Annotated in this window: 22 protein-coding genes and 2 tRNA genes; 11 read left to right on the top strand and 13 right to left on the bottom strand. The window is 61.1% G+C overall.

Annotated features, from left to right (window positions below; genetic code table 11):
* Positions 1 to 8: 8 nt before the first annotated feature.
* Positions 9 to 929, bottom strand: coding sequence for a 1-phosphofructokinase (gene pfkB, locus ACWHXD_RS04635; RefSeq protein WP_098949585.1), 921 nt, complete (start codon positions 927 to 929; stop codon positions 9 to 11).
* Positions 930 to 3,788, bottom strand: coding sequence for a phosphoenolpyruvate--protein phosphotransferase (gene ptsP, locus ACWHXD_RS04630; protein ID WP_138761283.1), 2,859 nt, complete (start codon positions 3,786 to 3,788; stop codon positions 930 to 932).
* A gap of 284 nt (positions 3,789 to 4,072) precedes the next feature.
* Here ptsP and cra point away from each other — a divergent pair, with 284 nt between their 5' ends.
* Together cra and ACWHXD_RS04620 are read left to right on the top strand one after the other, a co-directional pair.
* Positions 4,073 to 5,068, top strand: coding sequence for a catabolite repressor/activator (gene cra, locus ACWHXD_RS04625; protein WP_098949587.1), 996 nt, complete (start codon positions 4,073 to 4,075; stop codon positions 5,066 to 5,068).
* 2 nt (positions 5,069 to 5,070) lie between these two features.
* Positions 5,071 to 5,847, top strand: a complete 777-nt coding sequence (locus tag ACWHXD_RS04620; RefSeq protein WP_032893613.1) for a TatD family hydrolase — start codon at positions 5,071 to 5,073, stop codon at positions 5,845 to 5,847.
* On the opposite strand, the gene ACWHXD_RS04615 is transcribed toward ACWHXD_RS04620, so the two are convergent.
* From ACWHXD_RS04615 to ACWHXD_RS04595, 5 genes are all read right to left on the bottom strand, one after another.
* Positions 5,794 to 6,222, bottom strand: coding sequence for a hypothetical protein (locus ACWHXD_RS04615; protein WP_032893614.1), 429 nt, complete (start codon positions 6,220 to 6,222; stop codon positions 5,794 to 5,796). The genes ACWHXD_RS04620 and ACWHXD_RS04615 overlap by 54 nt on opposite strands.
* 125 nt (positions 6,223 to 6,347) lie before the next feature.
* Positions 6,348 to 7,052: a methyl-accepting chemotaxis protein gene (locus ACWHXD_RS04610; RefSeq protein ID WP_414478929.1), complete on the bottom strand. Its 705-nt coding sequence runs from the start codon at positions 7,050 to 7,052 to the stop codon at positions 6,348 to 6,350.
* 1,570 nt (positions 7,053 to 8,622) lie between these two features.
* A complete protein-coding gene (gene ampE / locus ACWHXD_RS04605) occupies positions 8,623 to 9,459 on the bottom strand; it encodes a regulatory signaling modulator protein AmpE (protein ID WP_003188449.1) in 837 nt (278 codons plus the stop codon).
* Positions 9,456 to 10,019 (bottom strand): 1,6-anhydro-N-acetylmuramyl-L-alanine amidase AmpD, encoded by a 564-nt coding sequence (gene ampD / locus ACWHXD_RS04600; protein ID WP_098949592.1) that lies wholly within the window; start codon positions 10,017 to 10,019, stop codon positions 9,456 to 9,458. Before ampD ends, ampE begins: the two co-directional genes overlap by 4 nt.
* 61 nt (positions 10,020 to 10,080) lie before the next feature.
* Positions 10,081 to 12,228, bottom strand: a complete 2,148-nt coding sequence (locus ACWHXD_RS04595; RefSeq protein WP_499083572.1) for a DUF1631 domain-containing protein — start codon at positions 12,226 to 12,228, stop codon at positions 10,081 to 10,083.
* Positions 12,229 to 12,474: 246 nt separating this feature from the next.
* Here ACWHXD_RS04595 and nadC point away from each other — a divergent pair, with 246 nt between their 5' ends.
* On the top strand, positions 12,475 to 13,323 hold the full coding sequence (gene nadC / locus ACWHXD_RS04590) for a carboxylating nicotinate-nucleotide diphosphorylase (RefSeq protein WP_138761280.1): 849 nt from the start codon (positions 12,475 to 12,477) through the stop codon (positions 13,321 to 13,323).
* 119 nt (positions 13,324 to 13,442) lie between these two features.
* Here nadC and ACWHXD_RS04585 read toward each other — a convergent pair whose 3' ends face one another.
* From ACWHXD_RS04585 to ACWHXD_RS04575, 3 genes are all read right to left on the bottom strand, one after another.
* Positions 13,443 to 13,748 carry a DUF6388 family protein gene (locus tag ACWHXD_RS04585; protein ID WP_032893620.1) on the bottom strand — a complete coding sequence of 102 codons (306 nt, stop codon included), beginning with the start codon at positions 13,746 to 13,748 and terminating at the stop codon, positions 13,443 to 13,445.
* A 149-nt stretch (positions 13,749 to 13,897) separates the two neighbouring features.
* Positions 13,898 to 13,973, bottom strand: a tRNA-Thr gene (locus ACWHXD_RS04580).
* A 64-nt stretch (positions 13,974 to 14,037) separates the two neighbouring features.
* Positions 14,038 to 14,451 (bottom strand): pilin, encoded by a 414-nt coding sequence (locus ACWHXD_RS04575; protein WP_138761279.1) that lies wholly within the window; start codon positions 14,449 to 14,451, stop codon positions 14,038 to 14,040.
* Between the two features lie 201 nt (positions 14,452 to 14,652).
* Between ACWHXD_RS04575 and ACWHXD_RS04570 the strand changes: the two genes are divergently transcribed.
* Genes ACWHXD_RS04570 through yacG form a run of 4 tightly spaced genes read left to right on the top strand, consistent with a single transcriptional unit; the run spans position 14,653 to position 17,541 of the window.
* Positions 14,653 to 15,861, top strand: a complete 1,209-nt coding sequence (locus ACWHXD_RS04570; protein WP_138761278.1) for a type II secretion system F family protein — start codon at positions 14,653 to 14,655, stop codon at positions 15,859 to 15,861.
* A complete protein-coding gene (locus ACWHXD_RS04565) occupies positions 15,858 to 16,724 on the top strand; it encodes a prepilin peptidase (protein ID WP_138761277.1) in 867 nt (288 codons plus the stop codon). The genes ACWHXD_RS04570 and ACWHXD_RS04565 overlap by 4 nt, the downstream gene beginning before the upstream one ends.
* Positions 16,721 to 17,344: a dephospho-CoA kinase gene (gene coaE / locus ACWHXD_RS04560; RefSeq protein ID WP_032893625.1), complete on the top strand. Its 624-nt coding sequence runs from the start codon at positions 16,721 to 16,723 to the stop codon at positions 17,342 to 17,344. The genes ACWHXD_RS04565 and coaE overlap by 4 nt, the downstream gene beginning before the upstream one ends.
* A complete protein-coding gene (gene yacG / locus ACWHXD_RS04555; RefSeq protein WP_003188437.1) occupies positions 17,341 to 17,541 on the top strand; it encodes a DNA gyrase inhibitor YacG in 201 nt (66 codons plus the stop codon). Before coaE ends, yacG begins: the two co-directional genes overlap by 4 nt.
* Here yacG and ACWHXD_RS04550 read toward each other — a convergent pair.
* The gene (locus ACWHXD_RS04550; protein WP_003171680.1) at positions 17,538 to 17,753 is read right to left on the bottom strand and encodes a hypothetical protein; all 216 of its coding nucleotides are present in this window, start codon (positions 17,751 to 17,753) and stop codon (positions 17,538 to 17,540) included. The genes yacG and ACWHXD_RS04550 overlap by 4 nt on opposite strands.
* Positions 17,754 to 17,817: 64 nt before the next feature.
* Positions 17,818 to 18,507 (bottom strand): energy-coupling factor ABC transporter permease, encoded by a 690-nt coding sequence (locus tag ACWHXD_RS04545; RefSeq protein ID WP_138761276.1) that lies wholly within the window; start codon positions 18,505 to 18,507, stop codon positions 17,818 to 17,820.
* A gap of 127 nt (positions 18,508 to 18,634) precedes the next feature.
* Here ACWHXD_RS04545 and ACWHXD_RS04540 point away from each other — a divergent pair, with 127 nt between their 5' ends.
* The 3 genes from ACWHXD_RS04540 to ACWHXD_RS04530 are packed head-to-tail and all read left to right on the top strand — an operon-like array spanning position 18,635 to position 20,851.
* Entirely contained in the window at positions 18,635 to 19,264 is a 630-nt protein-coding gene (locus ACWHXD_RS04540) for a DUF1780 domain-containing protein (RefSeq protein ID WP_003188431.1), read from the top strand.
* A 54-nt stretch (positions 19,265 to 19,318) separates the two neighbouring features.
* The gene (locus tag ACWHXD_RS04535) at positions 19,319 to 19,492 is read left to right on the top strand and encodes a DUF3094 family protein (RefSeq protein ID WP_032893628.1); all 174 of its coding nucleotides are present in this window, start codon (positions 19,319 to 19,321) and stop codon (positions 19,490 to 19,492) included.
* A gap of 60 nt (positions 19,493 to 19,552) precedes the next feature.
* Entirely contained in the window at positions 19,553 to 20,851 is a 1,299-nt protein-coding gene (locus tag ACWHXD_RS04530) for an NAD(P)/FAD-dependent oxidoreductase (RefSeq protein ID WP_014716868.1), read from the top strand.
* 196 nt (positions 20,852 to 21,047) lie between these two features.
* Here ACWHXD_RS04530 and ACWHXD_RS04525 read toward each other — a convergent pair.
* Positions 21,048 to 21,124: transfer RNA gene (locus tag ACWHXD_RS04525), tRNA-Pro, on the bottom strand.
* Positions 21,125 to 21,362: 238 nt separating this feature from the next.
* Between ACWHXD_RS04525 and ACWHXD_RS04520 the strand changes: the two genes are divergently transcribed.
* Entirely contained in the window at positions 21,363 to 22,223 is an 861-nt protein-coding gene (locus ACWHXD_RS04520) for a ParA family protein (protein WP_020303021.1), read from the top strand.

Genomic DNA, 22,223 nt, shown 5'->3' with positions numbered 1-22,223 from the left:
AAACCCTCTTATTGTTCTGTCAGCGTGCGCACATCGACGCCGCTTTCGAGACGCGCCAACTGCGCGTCATCGCTGATGCCAAAACCGATCTGTGTCACTGCCATCGCGGCAATTGCCGTGGCCCGGCGCAGGGTGTGCTCCGGCGTGTCGCCACTGAGCAAACCGTGGAGCATCCCGGCCAGCAGCGAGTCGCCGGCGCCCACGGTACTGGCCACTGCCACTTTGGGCGGTGTGGCGTGCAGCGCCGCACCTGGGCGGTACCAAGTCACGCCTGCGGCCCCGTCGGAGACCACCACATGCTCGACACCTTGCTGATGCAGGCGGCTGATGGCATCGGTGGCGCTACCCAGGGCCTCGGCCAACTCTTCGGTATTGGGTTTGACCAGCCACGGGCCAACCTCCAACCCCAGGCGCAGCGCTTCGCCGCTGGTGTCCAGGGCCACTTTCAACCCGAGGTCTTTCAACGCCTCCAGCAGACCTTTAAACCACTGCGGGCTGACGCCGCGCGGCAGGCTACCGGCCACCACCACCGCATCGAACTCCGGGCCAATGATCGCGACCATCTTGAGCAGCGCTTTTAGCGCCTCTTCAGTCACCAGCGGCCCCGGTGCATTGATGTCGGTGACCCGCCCATCCTGTTCGGCAATCTTGATGTTGCTACGGGTTTCGCCGGGGACACGAATGAAGGCATCGCCAAACCCACGGCGCTTGATCAGCGCATTGAACGCCTGGGGGTTGGCACTGCCGAGGAACCCGCCCACGCTGACGTAATGGCCCAGGTCCGCCAGCACTTGCGCCACATTCACGCCCTTGCCCGCCGCGTGGGTGAGCATCGCCTCACTGCGATTGACCTCACCGGGTTGCAGGTGCGCCAGGCGTACCGTGAGGTCCAACGCCGGGTTCAGCGTCAGAGTCAGAATATTCGCCATCTACACGGCCTCCACTAGGGCACGCACTTCGGCAGGCGAACCCACCGCCAGTGCTTGTTGCGCCAGGCCTTGGGCCTCGCTCAGACTGAACTCACGCACCCGCGCCTTCACCTCGGGAATGCTGCGGGCCGACACGCTCAACTCATCCACACCCAGGCCGACCAGCACCGGCACCGCCAGCGGGTCCGCCGCCAACTCGCCGCACACGCCCACCCATTTGCCGTGGGCATGGGCGGCGCGCACGGTGATGTCGATCAGTTGCAAAACTGCCGGGTGCAAGCCATCGGCCTGGGCCGACAGGGTCGGGTGGCCACGGTCGATGGCCAGGGTGTACTGGGTCAGGTCGTTGGTGCCGACGCTGAAGAAGTCGACTTCCTTGGCGAGCACCGGCGCCAGCAACGCGGCTGAAGGCACTTCGATCATGATCCCCAGTTGCAGGTCCGCCACCGGGATCTCCAGGCGCAGGCGCTCGGTCATGTCCCGGGCGGCGCGCCACTCATCCACGCTGCCGACCATGGGGAACATGATGCGCAGCGGGCGGTTATCCGCAGCACGCAGCAGCGCGCGCAGTTGCGCTTCCATGATCTGCGGGCGTTGCAGCGTCAGGCGAATGCCGCGCACACCGAGGAAGGGGTTTTCTTCTTCGGCGATCGGCCAGTAGGGCAAGGGCTTGTCGCCGCCCACATCCAGGGTGCGCACCACCAACGGGCGACCGTTGAGGCCGTCGAGTACGCGACGGTATTCGGCCTCCTGGGTGGCCTCATCCGGTGCCTGGGGGTGGGCCATGAAAATCAGTTCGGTGCGCAACAGGCCGATACCTTCGGCGCCCTGCTCCACTGCACTGGCCACCCCGGCGCTTTCACCAATGTTGGCGAACACTTCCACAGCGTGGCCGTCACGGGTCAGCGCCGCTTCATGGCGTTGGGCCGAAGCAGCTTGCAAGCGCTGTTCGCGGCTGTCGCGCTCCACGGTAGCGCGTTGCAGGGTGGCGGTGTCGGGGTCGACATGCAGGCGACCGCGCTGGCCATCGAGCAACAGCGGCGTGCCGGCGTTGAGCAGTAATACCGCAGCGCCAGCACCGACCAAGGCCGGAATGCCCAGGGCGCGAGCGACGATGGCACTGTGAGCGGTGGCGCCACCTCGGGCGGTGAGAATGCCGGCAACGCGGGCCGGGTCCAAGCGCGCCACGTCCGAAGGGCCGACTTCTTCCATCACCAGGATGTAGGGTTCGCTCGGTTCCTGCACACTTTCAACGCCGCACAACTGCGCCAGCACGCGGCGGCCGATGTCACGCAGGTCGGCAGCACGCTCGGCCAGCAAGGCATCCTGCAACGCCTCCTGCTGCTTGGCGGCAGCTTCGATCACGCTCATCCAGGCGGCCTCGGCGCTTTCGCCCTGCTTGAGGCGGGTGTCGACTTCGTCGGTGAGTTCCGGGTCGTCGAGCATTTCCTGGTGGGTGATGAAAATCTCGCGGATGGCCTTGGCCTGGCTACGCTCGATCAGGCCCTGGATATCCGTGCGCACGTCGCTCAAGGCCGTGTGCAGGCGCTGGCGTTCGGCGGCGGCAGACTCGCCGCGCAAGGGGTAATCGAACACCTGTGGCACTTGGATGTGGGCCGGGCCGATGGCGATACCCGGCGCGGCGGCAATGGCCTGGAGTTGGCTACCGCTCACTGGCGCGCTAAGCACGGGTTCGATGTCGACCGGTGCTGGCTGTGCGCTCACGGTGGGCAAAGGCTCGACCTCTTCGCCAAGGCCCTCTTGCACGGCGGCCAAGAGGGCGGGCAATGCATCGCCGGCCACCGTCGGCTCGGCCACAAACTCCAGCACCTGGCCACGACGTGCGCCGAGGCTGAGCAACTTGCTCAAGCTTTTGACCGACACGGCGCCCACCGCGCCATCGACGATCCGCACGCGGATATCGCCATCAAAACTTTTCGCCAATTGGGCAAGGATCTTCGCCGGGCGTGCATGCAACCCGTGGGCGTTGGCCAGGGTAATGCGGGCGCTGGGCCAGTCCGGTGGCAGTTCACCGCCCAGCACTTCCAGCACCGCGCGGCTGCTGGTGGCGCGCCCCAACTCCTGGCCGCGCCCTTCAATCAGCAAGGCACACAGGCGTTCAAGCAGGGTCTGGTGCGCTTCACCGAGGCTCGCCAGGCAAAACAGGCCGTGCAAAGGCTGGCCGAGGTAGCGCATGGGTTTGTCCGGCGTCACAAAGGCCAGGCCCGGACGCTTGACCGTCTGCTCGCTGTGCAACCACCACAGGCCATCGCCCAGGGGCAGCGCGTCGACCTGCTGCAACACGGCGGCAAAGCCATTGCTCACACAGTCGGCCTGGCGCAGCAGGCGTGCACCGCGCCACACCAACTCTTCAAAATCATCGGCCGACACGCCCAGGCTGATCATCTGTGCATCCAGCGCCAGTTCCTGGGGCGCGCCTTGCAACAGTTTCAACAGGGCTTCGGCACTGCCAGCACGGCGCAAGGCCTGGCCCAGGTCGGTTTCACCGAGAGCACGGGTGAGCAGTTGCAGCAGGCGAAGGTGTTCATCGGATTTAGCCGCGATGCCAATCGCCAGGTAGACGATCTGGCCATCGCCCCAGTCCACCCCTTCGGGGAACTGCAGCAGGCGCACACCGGTGGAAAACACCTGGTCGCGGGTTTCTGGCGTGCCATGGGGAATGGCAATGCCTTGGCCGAGAAAGGTCGAGCCTTGGGCTTCACGGGCTTGCAAGCCACTGAGATAACCTTCGGCAACCAGGCCATCGGCCACTAATTTGTCAGCGAGCAGGTGCAAGGCAGCAGATTTATCCACAGCCACCTGGCCCATGGATATCTGCTCTACGGTGAGCTCAAGCATGCCGTTCTCCTAGTTAGTGCGACGGGCGCACTAGGTATTGTTGTAGGTAAATATGTTCAAAATTAACTGACTGAGCGGTCAATTGGCAGTGGTCACTCAGCGGCGAACATCGTAAAAATACGCTTGCTGAAACGTTTAATCTAGAATTTATGGCAGATTACGCGTTAATTGCGCAAGCTTGAAGGGCCACTCGGCGCTTGCTGTGGGACATGGGTCGAATGCTGGAATCGGTTACGATTGGACAAAATGTCGGGGCGAGCGCCAAAAAACAAGGAAATCCCGGTTTGAAACTCAGTGATATCGCACGTCTGGCCGGTGTGTCCGTTACCACCGCCAGCTATGTCATCAATGGCAAGGCCGAACAGCAGCGCATCAGCAACGCAACCGTTGAGCGTGTGCGTGCCGTGGTCCAGGCCCATGGCTTTACCCCCAACCCTCAAGCTGCCGGGCTGCGCAGCCGGCACACGCGCACCTTGGGGTTCATCCTGCCAGACCTGGAAAACCCCAGCTACGCACGCATCGCCAAATTGCTGGAACAAGGTGCGCGGGCGCGAGGCTATCAGTTGCTGATCGCCAGCTCCGATGATGAAGCGGACAGCGAACGCCAACTGCTGCAACTGTTCCGTGCCAGGCGTTGCGATGCGTTGTTCGTCGCCAGTTGCCTGCCGGCCAGCGATGACAGCTATCGCGAGCTGCAGGCCAAGGGGCTGCCGGTGATTGCCATCGACCGGGAGATGGAGCCGAACCAGTTCTGTTCCGTGGTCAGCGACGACCACCAGGCCTGCCAGCAACTCACCAGCAGCCTGCTACAACCGCTGCCCAAGCAGATCGCACTGATTGGCGCGCGGCCCGAACTGAGCATCAGCCAGGCACGTACCGCCGGTTTCCGGGATGCGCTGCAAGGCTTCACGGGCGAAGTGATTATCGAACAGGGCGAAGCCTTCAGCCGTGACTGCGGCCGAGAGCTGATGGAGCAACTGCTGCAACGCCTGGGGCATCTGCCGGACGCGCTGGTGACCACCTCCTACGTACTGCTGCAAGGCGTGTTTGATGCGCTGCATGATTTCCCGCTCAAGTCACGGCCCCTGCGCCTGGGCACCTTCGGCGATACGCAGTTGCTGGATTTCCTGCCGCTGCCGGTCAACGCCATGGCCCAGCAACATCAGTTGATTGCCGAAACCGCCCTGCGCCTGGCCCTGGCCGCCATTGAAGAGGAACAGTACCAACCCGGCGTGCATGCGATTGGCCGGACCTTCAAGCAGCGTATCCACGAGGCCTGAGCGTGGAGCTGATCGACACCCACACGCACCTGGACTTCGAGGACTTCGAGCAGGATCGCTCGCACGTCCTCGCCCACAGCCGTGAACTCGGCGTGCGGCGCCTGGTGGTGCTGGGGGTGTACCAGAAAAATTGGCAGCGGCTGTGGGACTTGGTGCAACAGGACGAGGGCCTGTTCGCCGCCTTCGGCTTGCACCCGGTGTATCTCGATGAGCATCGCCCTGCCGACCTGCTGGAGCTGGGCGACTGGTTGACGCGCCTGCATGGCCACCGGCAACTGTGCGCCGTGGGCGAAATTGGCCTGGATTACTTTCTGGAACAGTTGGACCACGAGCGCCAGCAACGGCTGTTTGAAGCCCAACTGAAACTCGCGGTGGATTTCCAACTGCCGGCTTTGCTCCACGTTCGCCGCAGCCACGCCGCCGTGATTGCCACCCTCAAGCGCATCCGCGTGCCCAGAGGCGGCATCATCCATGCGTTCGCCGGCAGCGCTGAAGAGGCACGCGAGTACATCAAGCTTGGGTTCAAACTGGGCCTGGGCGGCGCTGCCACCTGGCCCCAGGCCCTGCGCATGCACCGGGTACTGGCGCAGTTGCCACTCGATGCCGTGGTGCTGGAAACCGACTCGCCGGATATGGCCCCAGCCATGTACCCCAACCAGCGCAATAGCCCGCAGCACCTGCCGCAGATCTGCACGGCCCTGGCCGAGCGCATGGGTATCAGCCCTTTATTGCTGGCTGAGGCGAGCACACGCAATGCGTGCGAGCTGTTCAACTGGTAGCGGGTTGATGACCTGCAACTTCAAGGTCATTGTCTGTCGATGGCGGGCATAGCGCACCACCAGCAAATGGCTCAGCACGGCGACCAGCGAAATGTTCAGTTGCCCGATCACACTGAGCAGCCCCAACCATTCAGCGACCAAGGCCATCAGCAAGGTTGCGCACGTCAGCATGATCATGCTCGGCCGCACCAGCGCCCAGTGGTCCAGGGCCTTGAATTGGCGCAACTGCTTGACGCACTCCAACTGCAACCCGCAGTGGCAATACGTACAATCAAACGGTATATCAATGGCAATGGCGTTCAGTTGCCAGGGCTTGAGCTCAAACGTCATGTTGCATTGGGCGCAATGCCCTTTGATACCGATTGCGGCGGCCATCGTTTTGTCCCCTCGTGACCGTGACGGATGAAATAAATTTTCACCTATTCACGCCCCGATAAAACACGCATCGGTAAATCAGGACATAAGCCACATGGCCCGCCGCTTCGTCCTTCAGAACCTCCCTACACCCGAAACGCGCCAATCAATTGCTTCAACTCAACCACCTGGGTTGCCAGTTGCCGACTGGCCGCTTCCGTGTGCTGCGCGCCCTGCGCCGCATGCTCGCCGGCGCGGTTGATTTCGACAATGTTCTGGTCGATGTCGTGGGCGACCGCCGTTTGCTGCTCCACGGCGGCGGCGATCTGCTGGTTCTGATCGACGATCATCCCAACCGCCCCCAGGATATTTTCCAGGGCTTGTTGGACTTTTTCCGACTGCCCTACCGTGCCATTCGCCATTTCATGGCTGCTGCCCATGGCCTTCACCGCTGCACCGACGCCGCTGTGCAAGCGGAGGATCATCTGCTCGATTTCCTCGGTGGAGTGCTGGGTGCGCCGAGCCAGGGTGCGCACCTCGTCGGCCACCACCGCAAACCCGCGCCCTTGGTCACCGGCGCGCGCCGCTTCGATGGCCGCGTTGAGCGCCAGCAGGTTGGTCTGCTCGGCGATGCTCTTGATCACCTCCAGCACGCTGCTGATGGACTGGCTGTCGGTAGCCAGTTGGTTGATCACCCGCACCGATTCGTCGATCTCCGCCGCCAGGCGCGCGATGCCGCCTTGCTGGGATTGCACCAGCGCACGCCCGCTGACGGTTTCATCGTTGACACTCTGAGCACTGCTGACCGCCGCCGCCGCGCTGCGCGCCACCTCCTGGGCGGTGGCGGACATCTGGTTCATCGCCGTCGCCACTTGCTCGATCTGGCTGCGCTGGCCGGACACCGCCTGGTTACTCTGTGCCGACACCGCCTGCACCTGGCCGGCCTGCAACTCGACCTGGCTGACCGTATGCCCAACACGCTCGATCAGGTCATGAATCTTGGCCACGGTGCCATTGAACACCTGGCCCAGGTCGCCCAGTTCGTCACGGCTTTGCGCAACGAAGGTGACCGTCATGTCACCTGCCGCCACTTTGTCCATCATCGCCCCCAGGCGCCGCAAGGTGGTGCGGGTGGAGACAAAGAAACCGGCATAGAGATAGAAAATCAGCGCAAACACCGCCGCCAGGGCCGTGACCAGCAACACCATATGCAAACGGTTCTGCGCCAGGCGCTGCTGCAACTGCTGCCCGAGGAACGCCAGGGTGGCGTCATCCAATTGATAGGTCTTGGCCATCAGTTGGCTGACGCCGTCATAAAAGCCCTGCCAAGGCGCGTCGAGGGTCTCGGCCATCACCACCTGCTCTTCGAAAAACTCACTGCCTTGCTTAAGGCTCGCCTGGCTGGCTTGCGCCGAGATGTCGAGGGCGGCGTGCGCAGCCTTGCTGGCGCCCAGCGCGTCCTGCAGCTTCAAGCCATATTCACCGTGGAGTTTTTCCAGTTGCTGCAGCAGTTCGTCAAAACGGGTGCTGGAGGACGAATTGATAAAGCCCTGCCCCAGGGAGTACGCGCCCATGGCACGGCCTTCGCCCAAGGCTTGGGTGACTTGAGGGGTGACGGTGGTGACCAGGTCGCTGAGCTGGCGCAGATCACTTTGCGGATCACGGCTCAAACCGGCTTGGCTGGCAATGATCTGGCTGAACATCTGGGCCTGGTTGAGTAACTTGCCGATCAACGCCGCTTTGTTGAGCAGCGAGGTTTCCTGCTGCTGGGCCTTGAACGCAGCGATCAGTTCGTCGCGTTTACTGTCGAAGACGGCAACTTGCTCGGGCTGGGTCGCAATGGCGCGCAAGCCCTGCAAGCGCTCCACTACACTCGCTTCCAAGGCGCTGATTCTGGTCTCCAGGTCTGCCGCTTTGCCGGACTGGCCGAGGGTCGCGTTGATCTGAACCTGGTTGTTGAGGGTTTCCAGCTCGCGACGCAACGCCAGGCTGCTGCCGAGCAGGTCAAGGCTTTGCAGTTCGACGCGGGTGCCCTGGTATTCACGCCACGAGTCGCGCACCAGGTAATAGTTGGTCGCCAGCATCGGCAGCAGGAACAGCACGCTGATCAGGCTGAACTTCATGCCGAAGCTCAGGCGGTTCATCAGCGCGACGGCGGGATAGAGCAAGCTCTTCACAGGTGACCTCCCCTTCTTTTATTTTTATTGAGGCGCAGGGCGGCGGCAGATAGCCACTATTTGGCGCTCTATCTGTATAGCTCAATTCGAAAGGGAGTTTTGTAACGTAAGGTTAACGGCGTGTCTGGAGGCCCTAACGCCATGTAGGAGCGAGCTTGCTCGCGAAAAACTTAACGACGCCGCGTTTATTCAGGAAGCGCGCGTTATCGTTGAGGTTTTTCGCGAGCAAGCTCGCTCCTACAAATCAGGGGAGTACCGTCCAGATGGCAAACCCGGCATACCACAGCACCGCCGCACGCAGCAGCAGTTCCCACAGGCGATCCAGGCTGTTGATGCCATCGGCCCCCACCACTGGCGGCGGGATTTCCGCAGCGGCCAGGCCGACTTTTTCCACCAGCTGTGCCGCGCTGATGTCCCAGCTCAGCAGTTCGTGGAGCATCACCCGGCTGACCCCGACGAAATTGCCCACCAAGGCAAAGCTGGCCGCCAGCAGGCGTACCGGCAACCAGTCAAACGCGTGACGCAATTGCGTAGCGCGCTCGGCCACCAAGGGGTTCTGGCTGTGTTCGCTGGCCAGCGCCAACAGGCGGTACGCCAGGGCGGCCACCGGGCCCAGCAGGAAATACCAGAAAATCACCGCAAAGAAGCTTTGGTACGCCTGCCACAGCAGGTAGCCCTGGACGCGCTCCAGCAGTTGTTCGCCACTGTCGGCGCCAAGCTTGAGGTCGCGTTCGGCCACATGCTCGGCCGCTTGCAGATCACCGCGCCGCCAGGCATCACGAAACGGCCCCAGCCCTGCCAATAGGTCGCCACGGCCCAAGCTATAGATCACCACCAGCAAATGCACCGGCAATGCCAACAGGCCATAGGCCACTGGCTCCAGCACCAGCAACAGCAAGGCCAGCAATGCCACCGGCAACAGCACCAATACCAGCAGGATCAACCAGGGCCGCTTGCCCATGCGCGGGCTCGATTCCAGCTTGGCCAGTTCACGCAGCCATCCGCCGTCACGCTGCAACCGCAGGCGCAAGGCCGAGAACTTCTCGATCCATACCGCCAGCACCAACACCAGGAAACTCATCGTTCGTGTCCTCCATCCTGCAGGGCGCTGCGAAAGCGCGTCCAATCAAAAGCGGGGCCCGGGTCAGTCTTGCGCCCCGGAGCGATGTCGCTATGACCACAAATATTTTGGTAGGTGATATCTGGGTAAGCGGCCAGCAGTTGGCGCGTCAGGTCGATCAACGCCGCGTACTGGGCATCGGTGAACGGCAGGTCGTCCGTACCTTCCAGCTCGATCCCAAGGGAAAAATCGTTGCACACCTCGCGCCCCTTGAAGCAGGAGATACCGGCATGCCAGGCCCGGTCGCGGCACGAAACAAATTGCGTCACAGTGCCGTCACGTTCAATCAGAAAATGCGCAGACACCCGTAGGCTGGCTATCCCTTCAAAGTAGGGATGCTCTGAAATATCCAGGCGGTTCTGGAAAAACTCCTGCACCTTGCCGGTCTTGAACTGCGCCGGAGGCAAACTGATGTTGTGCACCACCAACAGCGAGATTTCGCCTTCAGGGCGCTCGTTGAAGTTGGGCGAAGGGCAATGACGAATGCCCTGGCACCAACCGCTGGCGGGGTCCAACTGCATACAGGCTCCTTGAGTGAGACGAGGTGTGACCAGTATGCCGCGTTCCACCCTGCGGTTGCGATCACTTGCCGCGATTGAGTTGCCGCAGGTTACCCACCACGGCTGTCAGCGCACGTTCGAACAGCGGGCCATCGTCCAAGCTGTGCAGGACGCCCTGCTTGAACGCCAGGGCTAACTGGCCCGCGCTTTTCTCCAGGACCTTGAGGCCCGTGCGGCTGACAAAAATATAGGTATCGGCGGGCGGCATGATTGCGGTCAACTTGCAGCGCAGGGTACCGGCTTCATGTTGCTGCAACGCAACCCAGGCACCGACTCGCAACTGCTGGACCTTGAGCAGGTCGGGATCGTCAGGGGGCATTGATTCGTCGGCGGCCGGCGGGCCAGCGTCCAGGGTAAAAGGCTCGCGGGCTTCGACCAGCACCTCGCCGTCGAGCGGCTGAACATGCAGAGCCTGCAACCGCAGGAAAAACTCGCGGGTACTGAAAGGATCGAACGCCGCACCGGCCAACCCGTCACGCAATGCTTTGAGCAGCCCGGGCAATTGCTCCAGCAAACGCCGGCCGGCTTCGGTGTCTTCACGCAGGCCCACGCTCCAGACCAATTCATCCAGGGTGCGCAGCGCCGTCTGCCATTGCAGCGATTGTTCGCCGTGCTTGAGAACGGCCACTAACAGCACCTGGCTCCAGGCTTGCTGCACAAATTGCAGCACCGATGCCGGCAAGGTTTTGCCCGCGAGCCGCCGATTGAGCACCTGCGCCACACGTTGACGCGCCACCTGGGTATGCAGGCGCTCTTGCTCGGCGTCACGGGTATGCCGCTCAAGACGTTCACTGCGTGTGCGCTCTTGGGCTGTAAATGCGCTGAACGTGGTGAGCAACTGGGAGAAAATCGCCGGATCTTCGACGTACTCATTCAGCAACCGCTGTACGAGTTGCTCGATACACAGATAGAGGTTGTCCCGTGAGTGGTCATGGGGCGGGCTCCAGCCGATGACGGCGCTCGCGATGTCATTGAGCAAGCGCCGCGCCGGATGCTGCGTGCAACTGAGCAGGCTCTTGTCCAGCACCGCCACTTTCAGCAGCGGGATCTGCAAGCGGGCGATCAGCGCCTTGAAAGCGTCCGGCACACTGCTGTCATCGAGCATGAACTCGAACAGCATGGCCACCAGATTGATCAGATCTTCGTCTGCTTCTTCCAACACCCGCGACTTGCCACTTTTGACACTGACCCGGGTGAGCAACTGTTCAAGCTGGCTGCGCAGGTCGAAATCGTCCTCGCACTCCGGCTCCGGTACATATTGCTGCAAATGCGACAGCAGCCGCAGCAGATCGCGGGTGGCAATGGGTTGCGGCTCGGCGCTGGCTTCAAGGGTCGGGGCCACGCTGCCACGCACGGCTACCAACAACGTCTGCAAGGCGCTGAACGCTTGCTGGCCGCTTTTATCCAGCGGCGGGTCGGCCACCGCTTGGCCGGAGCAGTCCTGATGCTCCCGGGCCGCACGCCCGCCGGCTCGACGGGACGGGACCGCTTTGAGTTCCGGCAATACGCCCGTGGCGATCAGCAATTGGTTGGCCTCGCCATACAACAGGTCGGCGTCACTGAGCACGTATTTCTCAAACAGCTTGAGCATGACCAGCTTGACGCGGATCTCCACCCCGAGGCTTCGTCCTGCTTGCAGGAAAAACTCACACAGCCGCGCCGGGCCCAAGGGGTTTTCCGGATCATCCAGGCGCCTGCCGAGCAGTTCACTCAAGCGCGCGTTCAATTGCCCCAGCGCCAAGCCATCACGGTGGCGCACCCGACCGAGCATCGCTTCCAGGGCCACGGCTTTTTCCACGTCATCGGCGCTGGTGCCGGATACCGCCTCATAAGACACCAGCGGCACCAGGTGCGCCCCGCTGCACCGGGCCTGGCCCAGGTTGGCGAACGCCACGAACAACTGCTCCATGAACACGCGTTCGAAGTTCTTGCGCTTGAGGCGCAGGTCGCGCATGGCCTCGAAAAAAATATGATGGTCGACGGTGCTACGGGCCTTTTCGGCCATTTCAAACAGGGTGTCGTCGGCGTTATCGAACAGTTCCTGCAAACCCTGCTGCAGCTGTTGCGCAGCCTTGTCACGCACCTGCAGCAACACCACCGGCAGGCGCGCGAGCGGCGATGGCGTGGCCTGTGCCCTGTTGATAGGCACCACCTTCCCGTCATTGTGCATCCTGGCCTCCTGAAACGGCGGTTTTGAGAGGTGGATAGACCGGGAGCAGGCCCGGCAGGCCCTGCAAATATCCCGGTTACCACCAAGACGTCAAAGCTATGACGCCAATTGCAAGGCGCGAGATTATCTTGCAAACGAGGGCAGTTGCGCCAGCACACTCTGACTTTGTGCGGTAAATGAGTGGCGAGCCTGGGTTAGAACGCACGCTGGCCCTATAATCGAGGCACTTTGTTTGTGGAGCCTGTTATGCCGAACCTCCGTCTTGCCGACCTCACCGCCGAAATCGAAGCCAACGTGCGCCGCGCACTGCTGGAAGACATCGGCAGTGGTGACATCACCGCGCAGTTGATCCCGGCCGAACGGCTGGCCAAGGCAACGATCATTACCCGTGAAGCGGCCGTGATTGCCGGTACGGCCTGGGTGGATGCAGTGTTTCGTCAACTGGACCCACGGGTCGCCGTGCATTGGCAGGTAGCTGACGGTGAACGTGTCAGCCCCAACCAGGCGCTGTTCCACCTTGAAGGCCCGGCACGCTCGCTGCTCACGGGTGAACGCAGTGCGCTGAATTTTTTGCAGATGCTGTCAGGTGTAGCCACCCGAGCGCAGTTCCTGGCGGACTTTGTCGGGAGCACCCAGGTCAAACTGCTGGACACCCGCAAGACATTCCCAGGTCTGCGTTTGGCGCAGAAGTACGCGGTGACCTGCGGCGGTTGCCACAACCACCGTATCGGGCTGTATGACGCGTTCCTGATCAAGGAAAACCACATCGCCGCCAGCGGTGGTATCGCTCAAGCGATTACGGCCGCCCAAAAGATCGCCCCGGGCAAGCCGGTGGAAATCGAAGTGGAAAGCCTGGAGGAATTGCGCGAAGCCCTGGCGGCGGGTGCCGACATCATCATGCTGGATGAACTGAGCCTGGACGACATGCGCGAAGCCGTGCGCCTGAACGCCGGCAAAGCCAAGCTGGAAGCCAGCGGCGGGATCAATGAAACCACCTTGCTGCCTATCGCTGAGACCGGCGTGGACTACATCTCCATCGGGGCGATGACCAAGGATGTGAAGGCGGTGGACCTGTCGATGCGCCTCAGTATCTGAAGATGCCGTAACTGTAGGAGCGAGCTTGCTCGCGAAAAACCCTAACGATAACGCGTACCTCTGGGGGCACGCGGTGGTCTTGAGTTTTTCGCGAGCAAGCTCGCTCCTACAGGCTGCTTTTAGACGACGAGGTTATTCATCTCGCAGTACTCGTCCCAATCGACACCCAGCACCTCGGCCGCCTCTTTGTGCAAGGCCAACCGCGCGGCCTCGAACTCTTCGGGTGTCGTGGTGTACTTGAGGGTCAGCTCCCAAGGCTGAAGGCTCTGGCTCTCGGCCTCGTCCTCGAATGCCCACTGAATCTGGTCGCGCTGATCATCGGCACTCAGGTCCTTGATCTCTTCTTTTAGCTGCGGCGTGTCCTCAAGGTAGTGCTTGAGCGCTTGTTCGTGCCGCGCTTCCTGGGTCATTTCAGTCGTGGTCATGTTGTTCTCTTAGATCGAGGAATGGGAATGCATCTGGGTCTTCAAGGTTGCGCAGATACAAAAGAGCGGGCGCAAATGCCCGGCTCACCTGGCCTTCAGAACCATTCTGGGATCATCTGAAAACATTGCCGTTGAAACAGCGGTGCCTGTGGTGCCCGAGACAGGAATCGAACCTGCGACCTTCGCGTTACGAGTGCGCTGCTCTACCGGCTGAGCTACACGGGCGGTGGGCTAAAGCTAGCACTGCATTGGGCATGCAGCAACTTGCTCGCTCACCGCCCGGCGACTGTCACGCGCCGTTGGCGCCGCAACCCTTGGCAGCATACTGAGGCTCTACCGTGGTGGCACAGCTCCAGCCGCTGGTGGCGCTGCGGGTCAGGGTGATGGTCTTGCCGAGCACGGGCGCGGGCGCATCGAGGATTTCACAACGGATAGTACCGACGCCCGAGGCCACATCGCCCGTCACTTCGATAGTGCAGTTGGCGGTAGGGCTGGTTCCACCGATCAGCGGCAGCTTCGGCACTTCGCCCTGATTGATAGCGTCCTCGTAGCCGGCCTTTAACGCGCTGATTTCAGCCAACCCCGCGGTGAACTTGGCCTTGGCCTGGTGCTTGGTGTACATGGGCAGACCGATGGTGGCCAAAATGCCGATGATTGCCACGACAATCAACAACTCGATCAAGGTAAAACCTTTTTGACGCATCTCTTTCACTCTCCAGAATAGAACCATGACAAGGCGCGTCCTGCGCCCCGTAGTGTGCAACGGCGCCAGTGTACTCATCCCCACGCAGCCGTTCGCCTGCAAGACGCACAATCTGACATTTTATCGCCCAGCACCAGCCTGCCCGACTCCGCCACCTGACTAAGCTATAAATTCTTCACGACCTGGGTGCGCCAACCTCACATGAACGACACTCCAACAATCTATGCCTGGGAGGGCATCAACCGCAAAGGGCGCCGGGTCTCCGGGCAAATCGCCGGCCATAACCTTGCGTTGATCAAGGTGCAATTGCGCCAGCAAGGGATCTGCCCTGAGCGTGTGCGCAAGAAGTCTTGTGCACTGCCGACCTTCAAAACGCGCATAACGCCCGCAGATATCGCCCTGTTCACTCGCCAGTTGGCCACCTTGCTCAAGGCCGGCATCCCGCTGCTGCAAGCCTTCGACATCATCAGTGAAGGCGTCGAAAACCCACAACTGCGCGAACTGGTGAAGGCGCTGAAACAGCATATTGCCAGCGGCCACCCGTTGGCTGCTGCCCTGCGTCAATATCCCCGCTACTTCGATGAGCTGTACTGCAATCTGGTGGCGGCTGGCGAAATGGCCGGCGCCCTGGAAACCCTACTGGAGCGCGTGGCGATTCATCTGGAAAATAGCCAACGGCTCAAAACCAGGATCAAGAAAGCCATGACCTACCCTATCGCAGTACTGGTAATTGCCACAGGGGTGAGCACAGTGCTGTTGATCCATGTGGTGCCGCAATTCCAGAACTTGTTCGCCGGGGTCAACGGCCAATTGCCGGGGTTTACCCTGGGGGTCATCGCGCTGTCGGAACTGCTGCAACAGGCGTGGTGGATGCTGGGGCTGGGTGTGGGCGCGGCGCTGGGCGCGGGTCGCCACGCCTACCGGACTCACCCGGGGTTTCGCCATGGGTGGGCAGCAGGTTTGTTGAAAGTGCCCGTGGCAGGCAAACTGCTGCACAAATCCGCGGTCGCCCGCTACGCTCGCACGCTATCCACTACGTTTGCGGCGGGCGTTCCTCTGGTACAGGCATTGGGTTCGGTGGCTGGCGCCGTCGGTCATGGCCCCTTCAAACAGGCAATCGAACGTATGCGCCACGATGTATCCACAGGCATGCAGTTGAATCAATCGATGCATAACAGCGGCCTGTTCCCAGGCATGGCGATCCAGATGACCGCAATCGGTGAGGAGTCCGGCACCCTGGACCGCATGCTGGAAAAAGTCGCGAACCACTACGAGTCAGACGTGGACACCTTGGTCGACAACCTCACCAGCCTGATGGAGCCGCTGATCATGGTGGTATTGGGGGGGATTGTCGGCGCGCTGGTAGTCGCCATGTACTTGCCGGTATTCCAATTGGGGACGGCGTTTTGAGCCTGTTGCTGGGCGAACATCCCTGGGCGTTTGTTGGCCTGGCGCTGGTGTTGGGCCTGATCGTCGGCAGCTTCCTCAATGTGCTGGTGTGGCGCCTGCCCAAAATGCTCGAGCGGGAGTGGCGTGCCCAGGCCCATGAGATTCTCGACTTGCCAGCCGAGCCCGATGGACCGGCCTATAACCTGATGCGCCCCAACTCCTGCTGCCCGCACTGCAATCAACCGATTCGGCCTTGGGAAAATATCCCGGTGCTCAGCTACCTGCTGCTCCGGGGGCATTGTGCCCACTGCCGCGAGCCCATCGGCCTGCGTTACCCCCTCACCGAACTGGCCTGCGCGCTGATCTCAACCGCTGTCGCCTGGCACTTCGGCTTCGGCTGGCAAGCCGGCGCGGTGATGCTGTTGAGTTGGGGCTTGCTGGGGATGAGCCTGATTGATCTGGACCACCAACTGCTGCCGGATGTGCTGGTGCTGCCGCTGCTATGGCTGGGGCTGATCCTCAACAGCGCTGACCTGCTGACGCCCCTGCCCGATGCAGTATGGGGCGCGGTCATCGGCTACATGAGCTTGTGGAGCCTGTTCTGGCTCTTCAAGCTGGCCACTGGCAAGGACGGCATGGGCCATGGCGACTTCAAATTATTGGCCTTGCTGGGAGCCTGGGGCGGCTGGCAGATTCTGCCGATGACCCTGCTGATGGCCTCGCTGCTGGGCGTGTTTGCCGGGTTGATTCTGTTGCGTTTGCGTAAGGCCCAGGTGTCAGCGCCGATGCCGTTTGGCCCCTGCCTGGCAATTGCCGGCTGGATTGCATTGCTCTGGGGTGGTCAAATAACCGACTTCTATTTGCAGTCTGTCGGTTTCAGATGACCACTTCTGTTGCAACACCCTGGATTCTTGGGCTCACGGGCGGCATTGGCAGCGGCAAAAGCGCTGCGGCCGAGCACTTTATCAAGCTGGGCATCGACCTGGTGGACGCCGATCACGCCGCGCGCTGGGTCGTCGAGCCGGGCCGCCCGGCGCTGGCGCGCATTGCCGAACATTTCGGCAGTGGCGTGCTGCAAGCCGACGGCCAACTGGACCGTGCCGCGCTGCGCAAACTGATTTTTGAGGTCCCACAAGAGCGCCTGTGGCTGGAGGCCTTGCTGCACCCGCTGATCGCCGAGGAAATTCGCAGCCACCTGGCACGCGCCCAGTCGCCCTACGCGATCCTGGTGTCACCGCTGCTGATCGAATCCGGACAGTACAGCATGACCCAGCGCATCCTGGTGATCGACGTGCCGCAATCGCTGCAGATTCAGCGTACCCTGCAGCGCGACGGCATCAGCGAACAACAGGTGCAGGCGATTCTCAAGGCCCAGTCCAGCCGCGAAGACCGCCTGAACCATGCCGATGACGTGCTGGTCAACGATAAGGACCTGGCCTGGCTGCACGGCGAGGTCGAGCGACTGCACCACTTTTACCTTACTTTGCGTGGAGGCCGATCATGAGCCAACCCTTGACCGTCGACTGCCCAACCTGCGGTGCCCCCGTGGAATGGAAAGCGACCAACCTCAACCGGCCGTTCTGCTCGGACCGTTGCAAACTCATCGACCTGGGTGCCTGGGCCGCTGAAGAACACAAGATTCCCGTGGCCCCTGACGCCGAAGACGAACTGTTTTCCGAAGACCTGCCGCCGCGCCACTAAGGCCGCATAAAGGCATATTCCTGCTGGTCGTCGAGGTTTTCTGCAAGGTATTGCAACTCGTCGGCCAGGTCTTCAAAGCTGCGTACACCCTTGCTTTGCTGCACCACTGCGCTGAGCATGGCGCGCAAGGTCAAGCCGGGGTCAAACCCGATTTCCTGCGCTGCGTCCTGGCTTCTGCGCAACTCCTGCCGTGCCCATTCATACACACTCATGATTCGTGCTCCTGAAAATTTTGCAGAGCATGGACCTGCGCCGCTGCCCGGCATTTGACCTGGATCAACGCTGCGAATCGTCGTCCTTCCAGGGCGCCGAGAGGTAGCGGGTGCGGTTGAAGGTCTCCAGCCAATCGGGGCAAAACACCACCAATGCGCTGATGACCATGCCGTTGATAAAGGCTTCGGGAAAGATGATCAGCCACAGGTAACCGACAAAATCCTCCAGCCATTGCGGCATCGCAAAAAGGCCGTCGAACCACAGCAGGCCCAGGCCGGCCAACAGGCACAGCAATGCCGACAGTGCGGCAGCAAAAAAGCCCGAACAGAAGATATACACAAAGGGGTTTCGCGGCTGCGCCCGCTCTACCAACAGCGCGCACCCTTCGGTGACCAGCACCGGCAGCACGATCAGGAGCAGGCCATTGACGCCAAGCGCGGCCAGATCCTGGCGCCCCAACAGCATCAAGCCAAGCTGGGCGGCAAAGCCACCGACGATTGCCAGCGGCCAATCGAGCAGCAAGGTCACGGCGGTCATGCCGATAAAGTGATAGGAAACACCGGTATCGAAATCCCGCCGCACCAGCCACAGCATGAACAGTGCGAACACCGTGCCGAACAGCAAATGCTGGCGCCGCCGGTCGGCAAACAGCTCCACCCAGGGCGAGCGCAGGATCGCCCATATCACCACGGGCGCATACACCAGCCAGCCGATACCGAGGGTCTGGGGTGCCAGAACCGCTGCACTGATCACGGACGCTCTGCCTTTACTAAAAAACTCATCACACACCTCGTCCCTGGCCTGTTTCACGTGAGCATTCTACACCCGCGTTTTAAGGCAAGACTTCCTGTGGTCATCATTTGAACGCTAAGCTGCGACTATGGATGACTCAGATTATTTGCGCCTGCTCACCGTAGCAGCCGAACAAGCCAACGCATTCCTGTCCAATGCCCGCAAGTGGGAGCGTGAGCGTTGGGTCTGCCAGCGCCTGCTGCAAGGCTTGAACGTGCCCTACCGTGTCGAAGAATTTCACGCGGCGGGCCAGGAGCCGCCCGACGTGTTGTTTCGCGACGCCAGCTTCGAGGTCTTTTTTGTACTGGACGAGGGGCGTCGCCTGAACGACGAGTGGCGCGATGAGTTGCTGCGCAGGCGCAGTGCTTTCTCCCTGAGCCAACTGGTACGGCGCGAAGCCAAGCCACGGCGCATCCCCGCCCATGAGTTCCTGCTGCGCCTGGCCCCCACACTGCGTAAAAAAGCTCACAACTACAAAGAACGCGGCATGGACTTGGGGGAGCTGGACCTCATTGCGTTTACCAGCCTCAAGCGCGAAGTGCTGGACCTCAACAGCCATTTTCCGCCGCCGACCGAATACCTGCGCCAGGGCTGGCGCTCGCTATCGCTGGTGGGGCCGACATTCGCGCGGGTCCTGTTCGCCCATCCCGACGCGCCGGACTTCTTGCGCAACAACCTGGGCCGCAGCATAGTGTTTGATGTCGGCATCAGCCTGTGATGCCCCTGGCTGTAACGTGGCGCCCCTTTGCAACGTCTACCTGACGAGGCCTTTATGACCAGCCGCCTGAAACCCGATGACCAAGAGCGTGTCGAAGAGTACCTGCAACTCTCCCAGAACAGAGTCGAGCGCAAGCCTTTCCGGCCGTGGCTGCTCCTCTGCGTGGTGCTGGTAGTGGTGATCGGGCTCGGTGCGCTGAGCCGCCTATTGAGTTACCTGACGCTATGAGCCGCCTGGCGCTCGCGAGGGTAACTGCTCCGATTTCTTTTAGCCTTGCGAGATATCCCCATGACCCATCGTATTATTATCGTGGGCGGCGGTGCCGGCGGCCTGGAGTTGGCTACCCGCCTGGGTAAGACCCTGGGCAAGCGTGGCAAGGCCAGCATCACGCTGGTCGACACCAACCTGACCCACATCTGGAAGCCCTTGCTGCACGAAGTGGCTGCCGGCTCGCTGAATTCCTCGGAAGACGAACTCAACTACGTCGCCCAAGCCAAATGGAACCACTTCGAGTTCCAGCTGGGCCGTATGAGCGGGCTTGACCGTGAACAGAAGAAAATCCAGCTGGCCGCCACCCTCGACGAAGAAGGCCGCGAACTGGTGCCCGCCCGCGTGCTGGGCTACGACAGCCTGGTGATTGCGGTAGGCAGCACCACCAACGATTTCGGCACCGAGGGCGCGGCGCAACATTGCCTGTTCCTCGACACCCGCAAGCAGGCCGAGCGCTTCCACCAGCAACTGCTCAACCACTACCTGCGCGCCCATGCAGGCCAAACCGACGCCGTTGAACAGATCAGCGTCGCCATCGTCGGCGCCGGTGCCACCGGGGTTGAGCTGGCCGCCGAGCTGCATAACGCCGCCCATGAGCTGGCGGCTTATGGCCTGGACCGTATCAAGCCGGAAAACATGCACATCACCCTGATCGAAGCCGGCCCGCGGGTATTGCCTGCCCTGCCGGAGCGGATCGGTGGGCCAGTGCATAAGACCCTGGAGAAACTAGGGGTGACGGTACTGACCAACTCGGCAGTCAGTGAAGTAACCGCCGACGCCTTGATTACCAGCAGCGGCCAGGTGATCCCGGCTAGCCTCAAGGTCTGGGCGGCCGGTATTCGCGCACCTGGCTTCCTCAAGGACATCGACGGCCTGGAAACCAACCGCATCAACCAGCTGCAAGTCCTGCAAACCCTGCAAACCACCCGCGACGAAAACATCTTCGCCTTTGGTGATTGCGCCGCCTGCCCGCAGCCGGGCACCGACCGCAATGTACCGCCACGGGCCCAAGCGGCTCACCAACAGGCGTCATTGCTGGCCAAATCGCTCAAGCTGCGGATTGAAGGCAAGGAGCTGCCGACCTACAAGTACACCGACTACGGCTCGCTGATCTCGCTGTCGCGCTTTTCCGCGGTGGGTAACCTGATGGGCAATTTGACGGGCAGTGTGATGCTGGAAGGCTGGCTGGCGCGGATGTTCTACGTGTCGCTGTACCGCATGCACCAGATGGCGCTGTATGGGTTCTTCCGCACGGCGATGCTGATGCTGGGCAGCAAGATCGGCCGCGGCACCGAGCCGCGCCTTAAATTGCATTAACAACGCATAACACCTGTGGGGGGCAAGTTAAGCGAATCTTGCCCCTTGTAGGAGCGAGCTTGCTCGCGAAAAACGTCAACGATAACGCGGGCTTTCTAAGTGAACGCGGCGCCTGTGAGTTTTTCGCGAGCAAGCTCGCTCCTACAACAACAGGCAAAAAAAATCCCCGTATCTTTCGATACGAGGATTTTTAATATGGTCGGGGTAGGGGGATTCGAACTCCCGACATCCTGCTCCCAAAGCAGGCGCGCTACCGGACTGCGCTATACCCCGGTAATAAAAAGGCGACCTTTCAGTCGCCTTCTTCGATCAGCGCTTTTGGCCTCTGATCTTAAGATTCGATTCCAGCGTTAACTGGTCTCAAAAATGGTGGGTCGTGTGGGATTCGAACCTACGACCAATTGGTTAAAAGCCAACTGGTTTTCAGGTCTCGAAACCAATTGGTTATGGGTCAGAATCTACCCGATTTTCGATGCAGCCTCTAATGAATTCACATTAGAGGCTCTAAACCATGAAAATCACTGCGGTCGTTTCGACCAAAGGCGGCGTTGGTAAAACCACCATTGAGGCCAACCTCGGCGCATTCTGCGCGGACGCGGGCCTTCGCACCCTCCTAATCGATCTGGATCCCGCCCAGCCTTCGCTTTCCTCGTATTACCAATTGGTCGAGGAAGCTCAGGGCGGCATCTATGACCTGCTCGCGTTCAATATCACCGACTCCCTCAAGATCATCTCCAGCACGACGATTCCTAATCTGTCCCTGGTGATCTCGAACGACGTAAATAACCAATTGAACAGCTTGCTCCTGCAGGCACCGGACGGCAGATTGCGACTAGCTAATCTGATGCCGGCATTCGAAGGCCATTTTGACCTGGTACTGATTGACACCCAAGGTGCCAGATCGGCCATGTTGGAAATGGTAGTTCTCGCGTCTGACTTGGTCATATCCCCTCTTCCACCCAACATGCTCGCCGCACGCGAATTCAGCCGTGGGACCATGCAGATGTTGGATGGCCTCCGTGCCTATGGGCGCCTGGGTATGAAAATCCCTCCCGTGCGGATCGCTATAAACAACCTTGATCAAACCACCGACGCGCAGGTGATCGAGCAGTCAGTCCGCGAAATATTCCAAGACAATGAAGAAATCAGCGTTTTGGACAGCATTATTCCTACTGCAGTGGTGTTTCGTAGCGCTGCGTCCCAAGGCGTTCCAGCACACCGCCTGGAATATCGCCAGCCTTCCAACCGCAAATCCCCAGCAGCCCTAGTCGTCATCCGGCAATTGGCCATTGAGCTCTTTCCAGAATGGCGCGACCGCTTCGAGGCCATGAACGAAGAGAAGGTGGCCAAATTGGTGAAGGAGGATCGTTGA

It is taken from the genome of Pseudomonas fjordensis, assembly GCF_976987115.1.
This window is presented reverse-complemented; position numbering and strand designations above follow the sequence as displayed.

What these genes read in the sequence shown, in the direction of transcription:
- pfkB (WP_098949585.1), bottom strand. Translation starts at nt 929, where the DNA reads ATGGCGAATATTCTGACTCTGACGCTGAACCCGGCGTTGGACCTCACG.
- ptsP (WP_138761283.1), bottom strand. Translation starts at nt 3,788, where the DNA reads ATGCTTGAGCTCACCGTAGAGCAGATATCCATGGGCCAGGTGGCTGTG.
- ACWHXD_RS04615 (WP_032893614.1), bottom strand. Translation starts at nt 6,222, where the DNA reads ATGGCCGCCGCAATCGGTATCAAAGGGCATTGCGCCCAATGCAACATG.
- ACWHXD_RS04610 (WP_414478929.1), bottom strand. Translation starts at nt 7,052, where the DNA reads ATGTCCGCCACCGCCCAGGAGGTGGCGCGCAGCGCGGCGGCGGCGGTC.
- ampE (WP_003188449.1), bottom strand. Translation starts at nt 9,459, where the DNA reads ATGAGTTTCCTGGTGTTGGTGCTGGCGGTATGGATCGAGAAGTTCTCG.
- ampD (WP_098949592.1), bottom strand. Translation starts at nt 10,019, where the DNA reads ATGCAGTTGGACCCCGCCAGCGGTTGGTGCCAGGGCATTCGTCATTGC.
- ACWHXD_RS04595 (WP_499083572.1), bottom strand. Translation starts at nt 12,228, where the DNA reads ATGCACAATGACGGGAAGGTGGTGCCTATCAACAGGGCACAGGCCACG.
- nadC (WP_138761280.1), top strand. Translation starts at nt 12,475, where the DNA reads ATGCCGAACCTCCGTCTTGCCGACCTCACCGCCGAAATCGAAGCCAAC.
- ACWHXD_RS04585 (WP_032893620.1), bottom strand. Translation starts at nt 13,748, where the DNA reads ATGACCACGACTGAAATGACCCAGGAAGCGCGGCACGAACAAGCGCTC.
- ACWHXD_RS04575 (WP_138761279.1), bottom strand. Translation starts at nt 14,451, where the DNA reads ATGCGTCAAAAAGGTTTTACCTTGATCGAGTTGTTGATTGTCGTGGCA.
- ACWHXD_RS04570 (WP_138761278.1), top strand. Translation starts at nt 14,653, where the DNA reads ATGAACGACACTCCAACAATCTATGCCTGGGAGGGCATCAACCGCAAA.
- coaE (WP_032893625.1), top strand. Translation starts at nt 16,721, where the DNA reads ATGACCACTTCTGTTGCAACACCCTGGATTCTTGGGCTCACGGGCGGC.
- yacG (WP_003188437.1), top strand. Translation starts at nt 17,341, where the DNA reads ATGAGCCAACCCTTGACCGTCGACTGCCCAACCTGCGGTGCCCCCGTG.
- ACWHXD_RS04550 (WP_003171680.1), bottom strand. Translation starts at nt 17,753, where the DNA reads ATGAGTGTGTATGAATGGGCACGGCAGGAGTTGCGCAGAAGCCAGGAC.
- ACWHXD_RS04540 (WP_003188431.1), top strand. Translation starts at nt 18,635, where the DNA reads ATGGATGACTCAGATTATTTGCGCCTGCTCACCGTAGCAGCCGAACAA.
- ACWHXD_RS04535 (WP_032893628.1), top strand. Translation starts at nt 19,319, where the DNA reads ATGACCAGCCGCCTGAAACCCGATGACCAAGAGCGTGTCGAAGAGTAC.
- ACWHXD_RS04530 (WP_014716868.1), top strand. Translation starts at nt 19,553, where the DNA reads ATGACCCATCGTATTATTATCGTGGGCGGCGGTGCCGGCGGCCTGGAG.
- ACWHXD_RS04520 (WP_020303021.1), top strand. Translation starts at nt 21,363, where the DNA reads ATGAAAATCACTGCGGTCGTTTCGACCAAAGGCGGCGTTGGTAAAACC.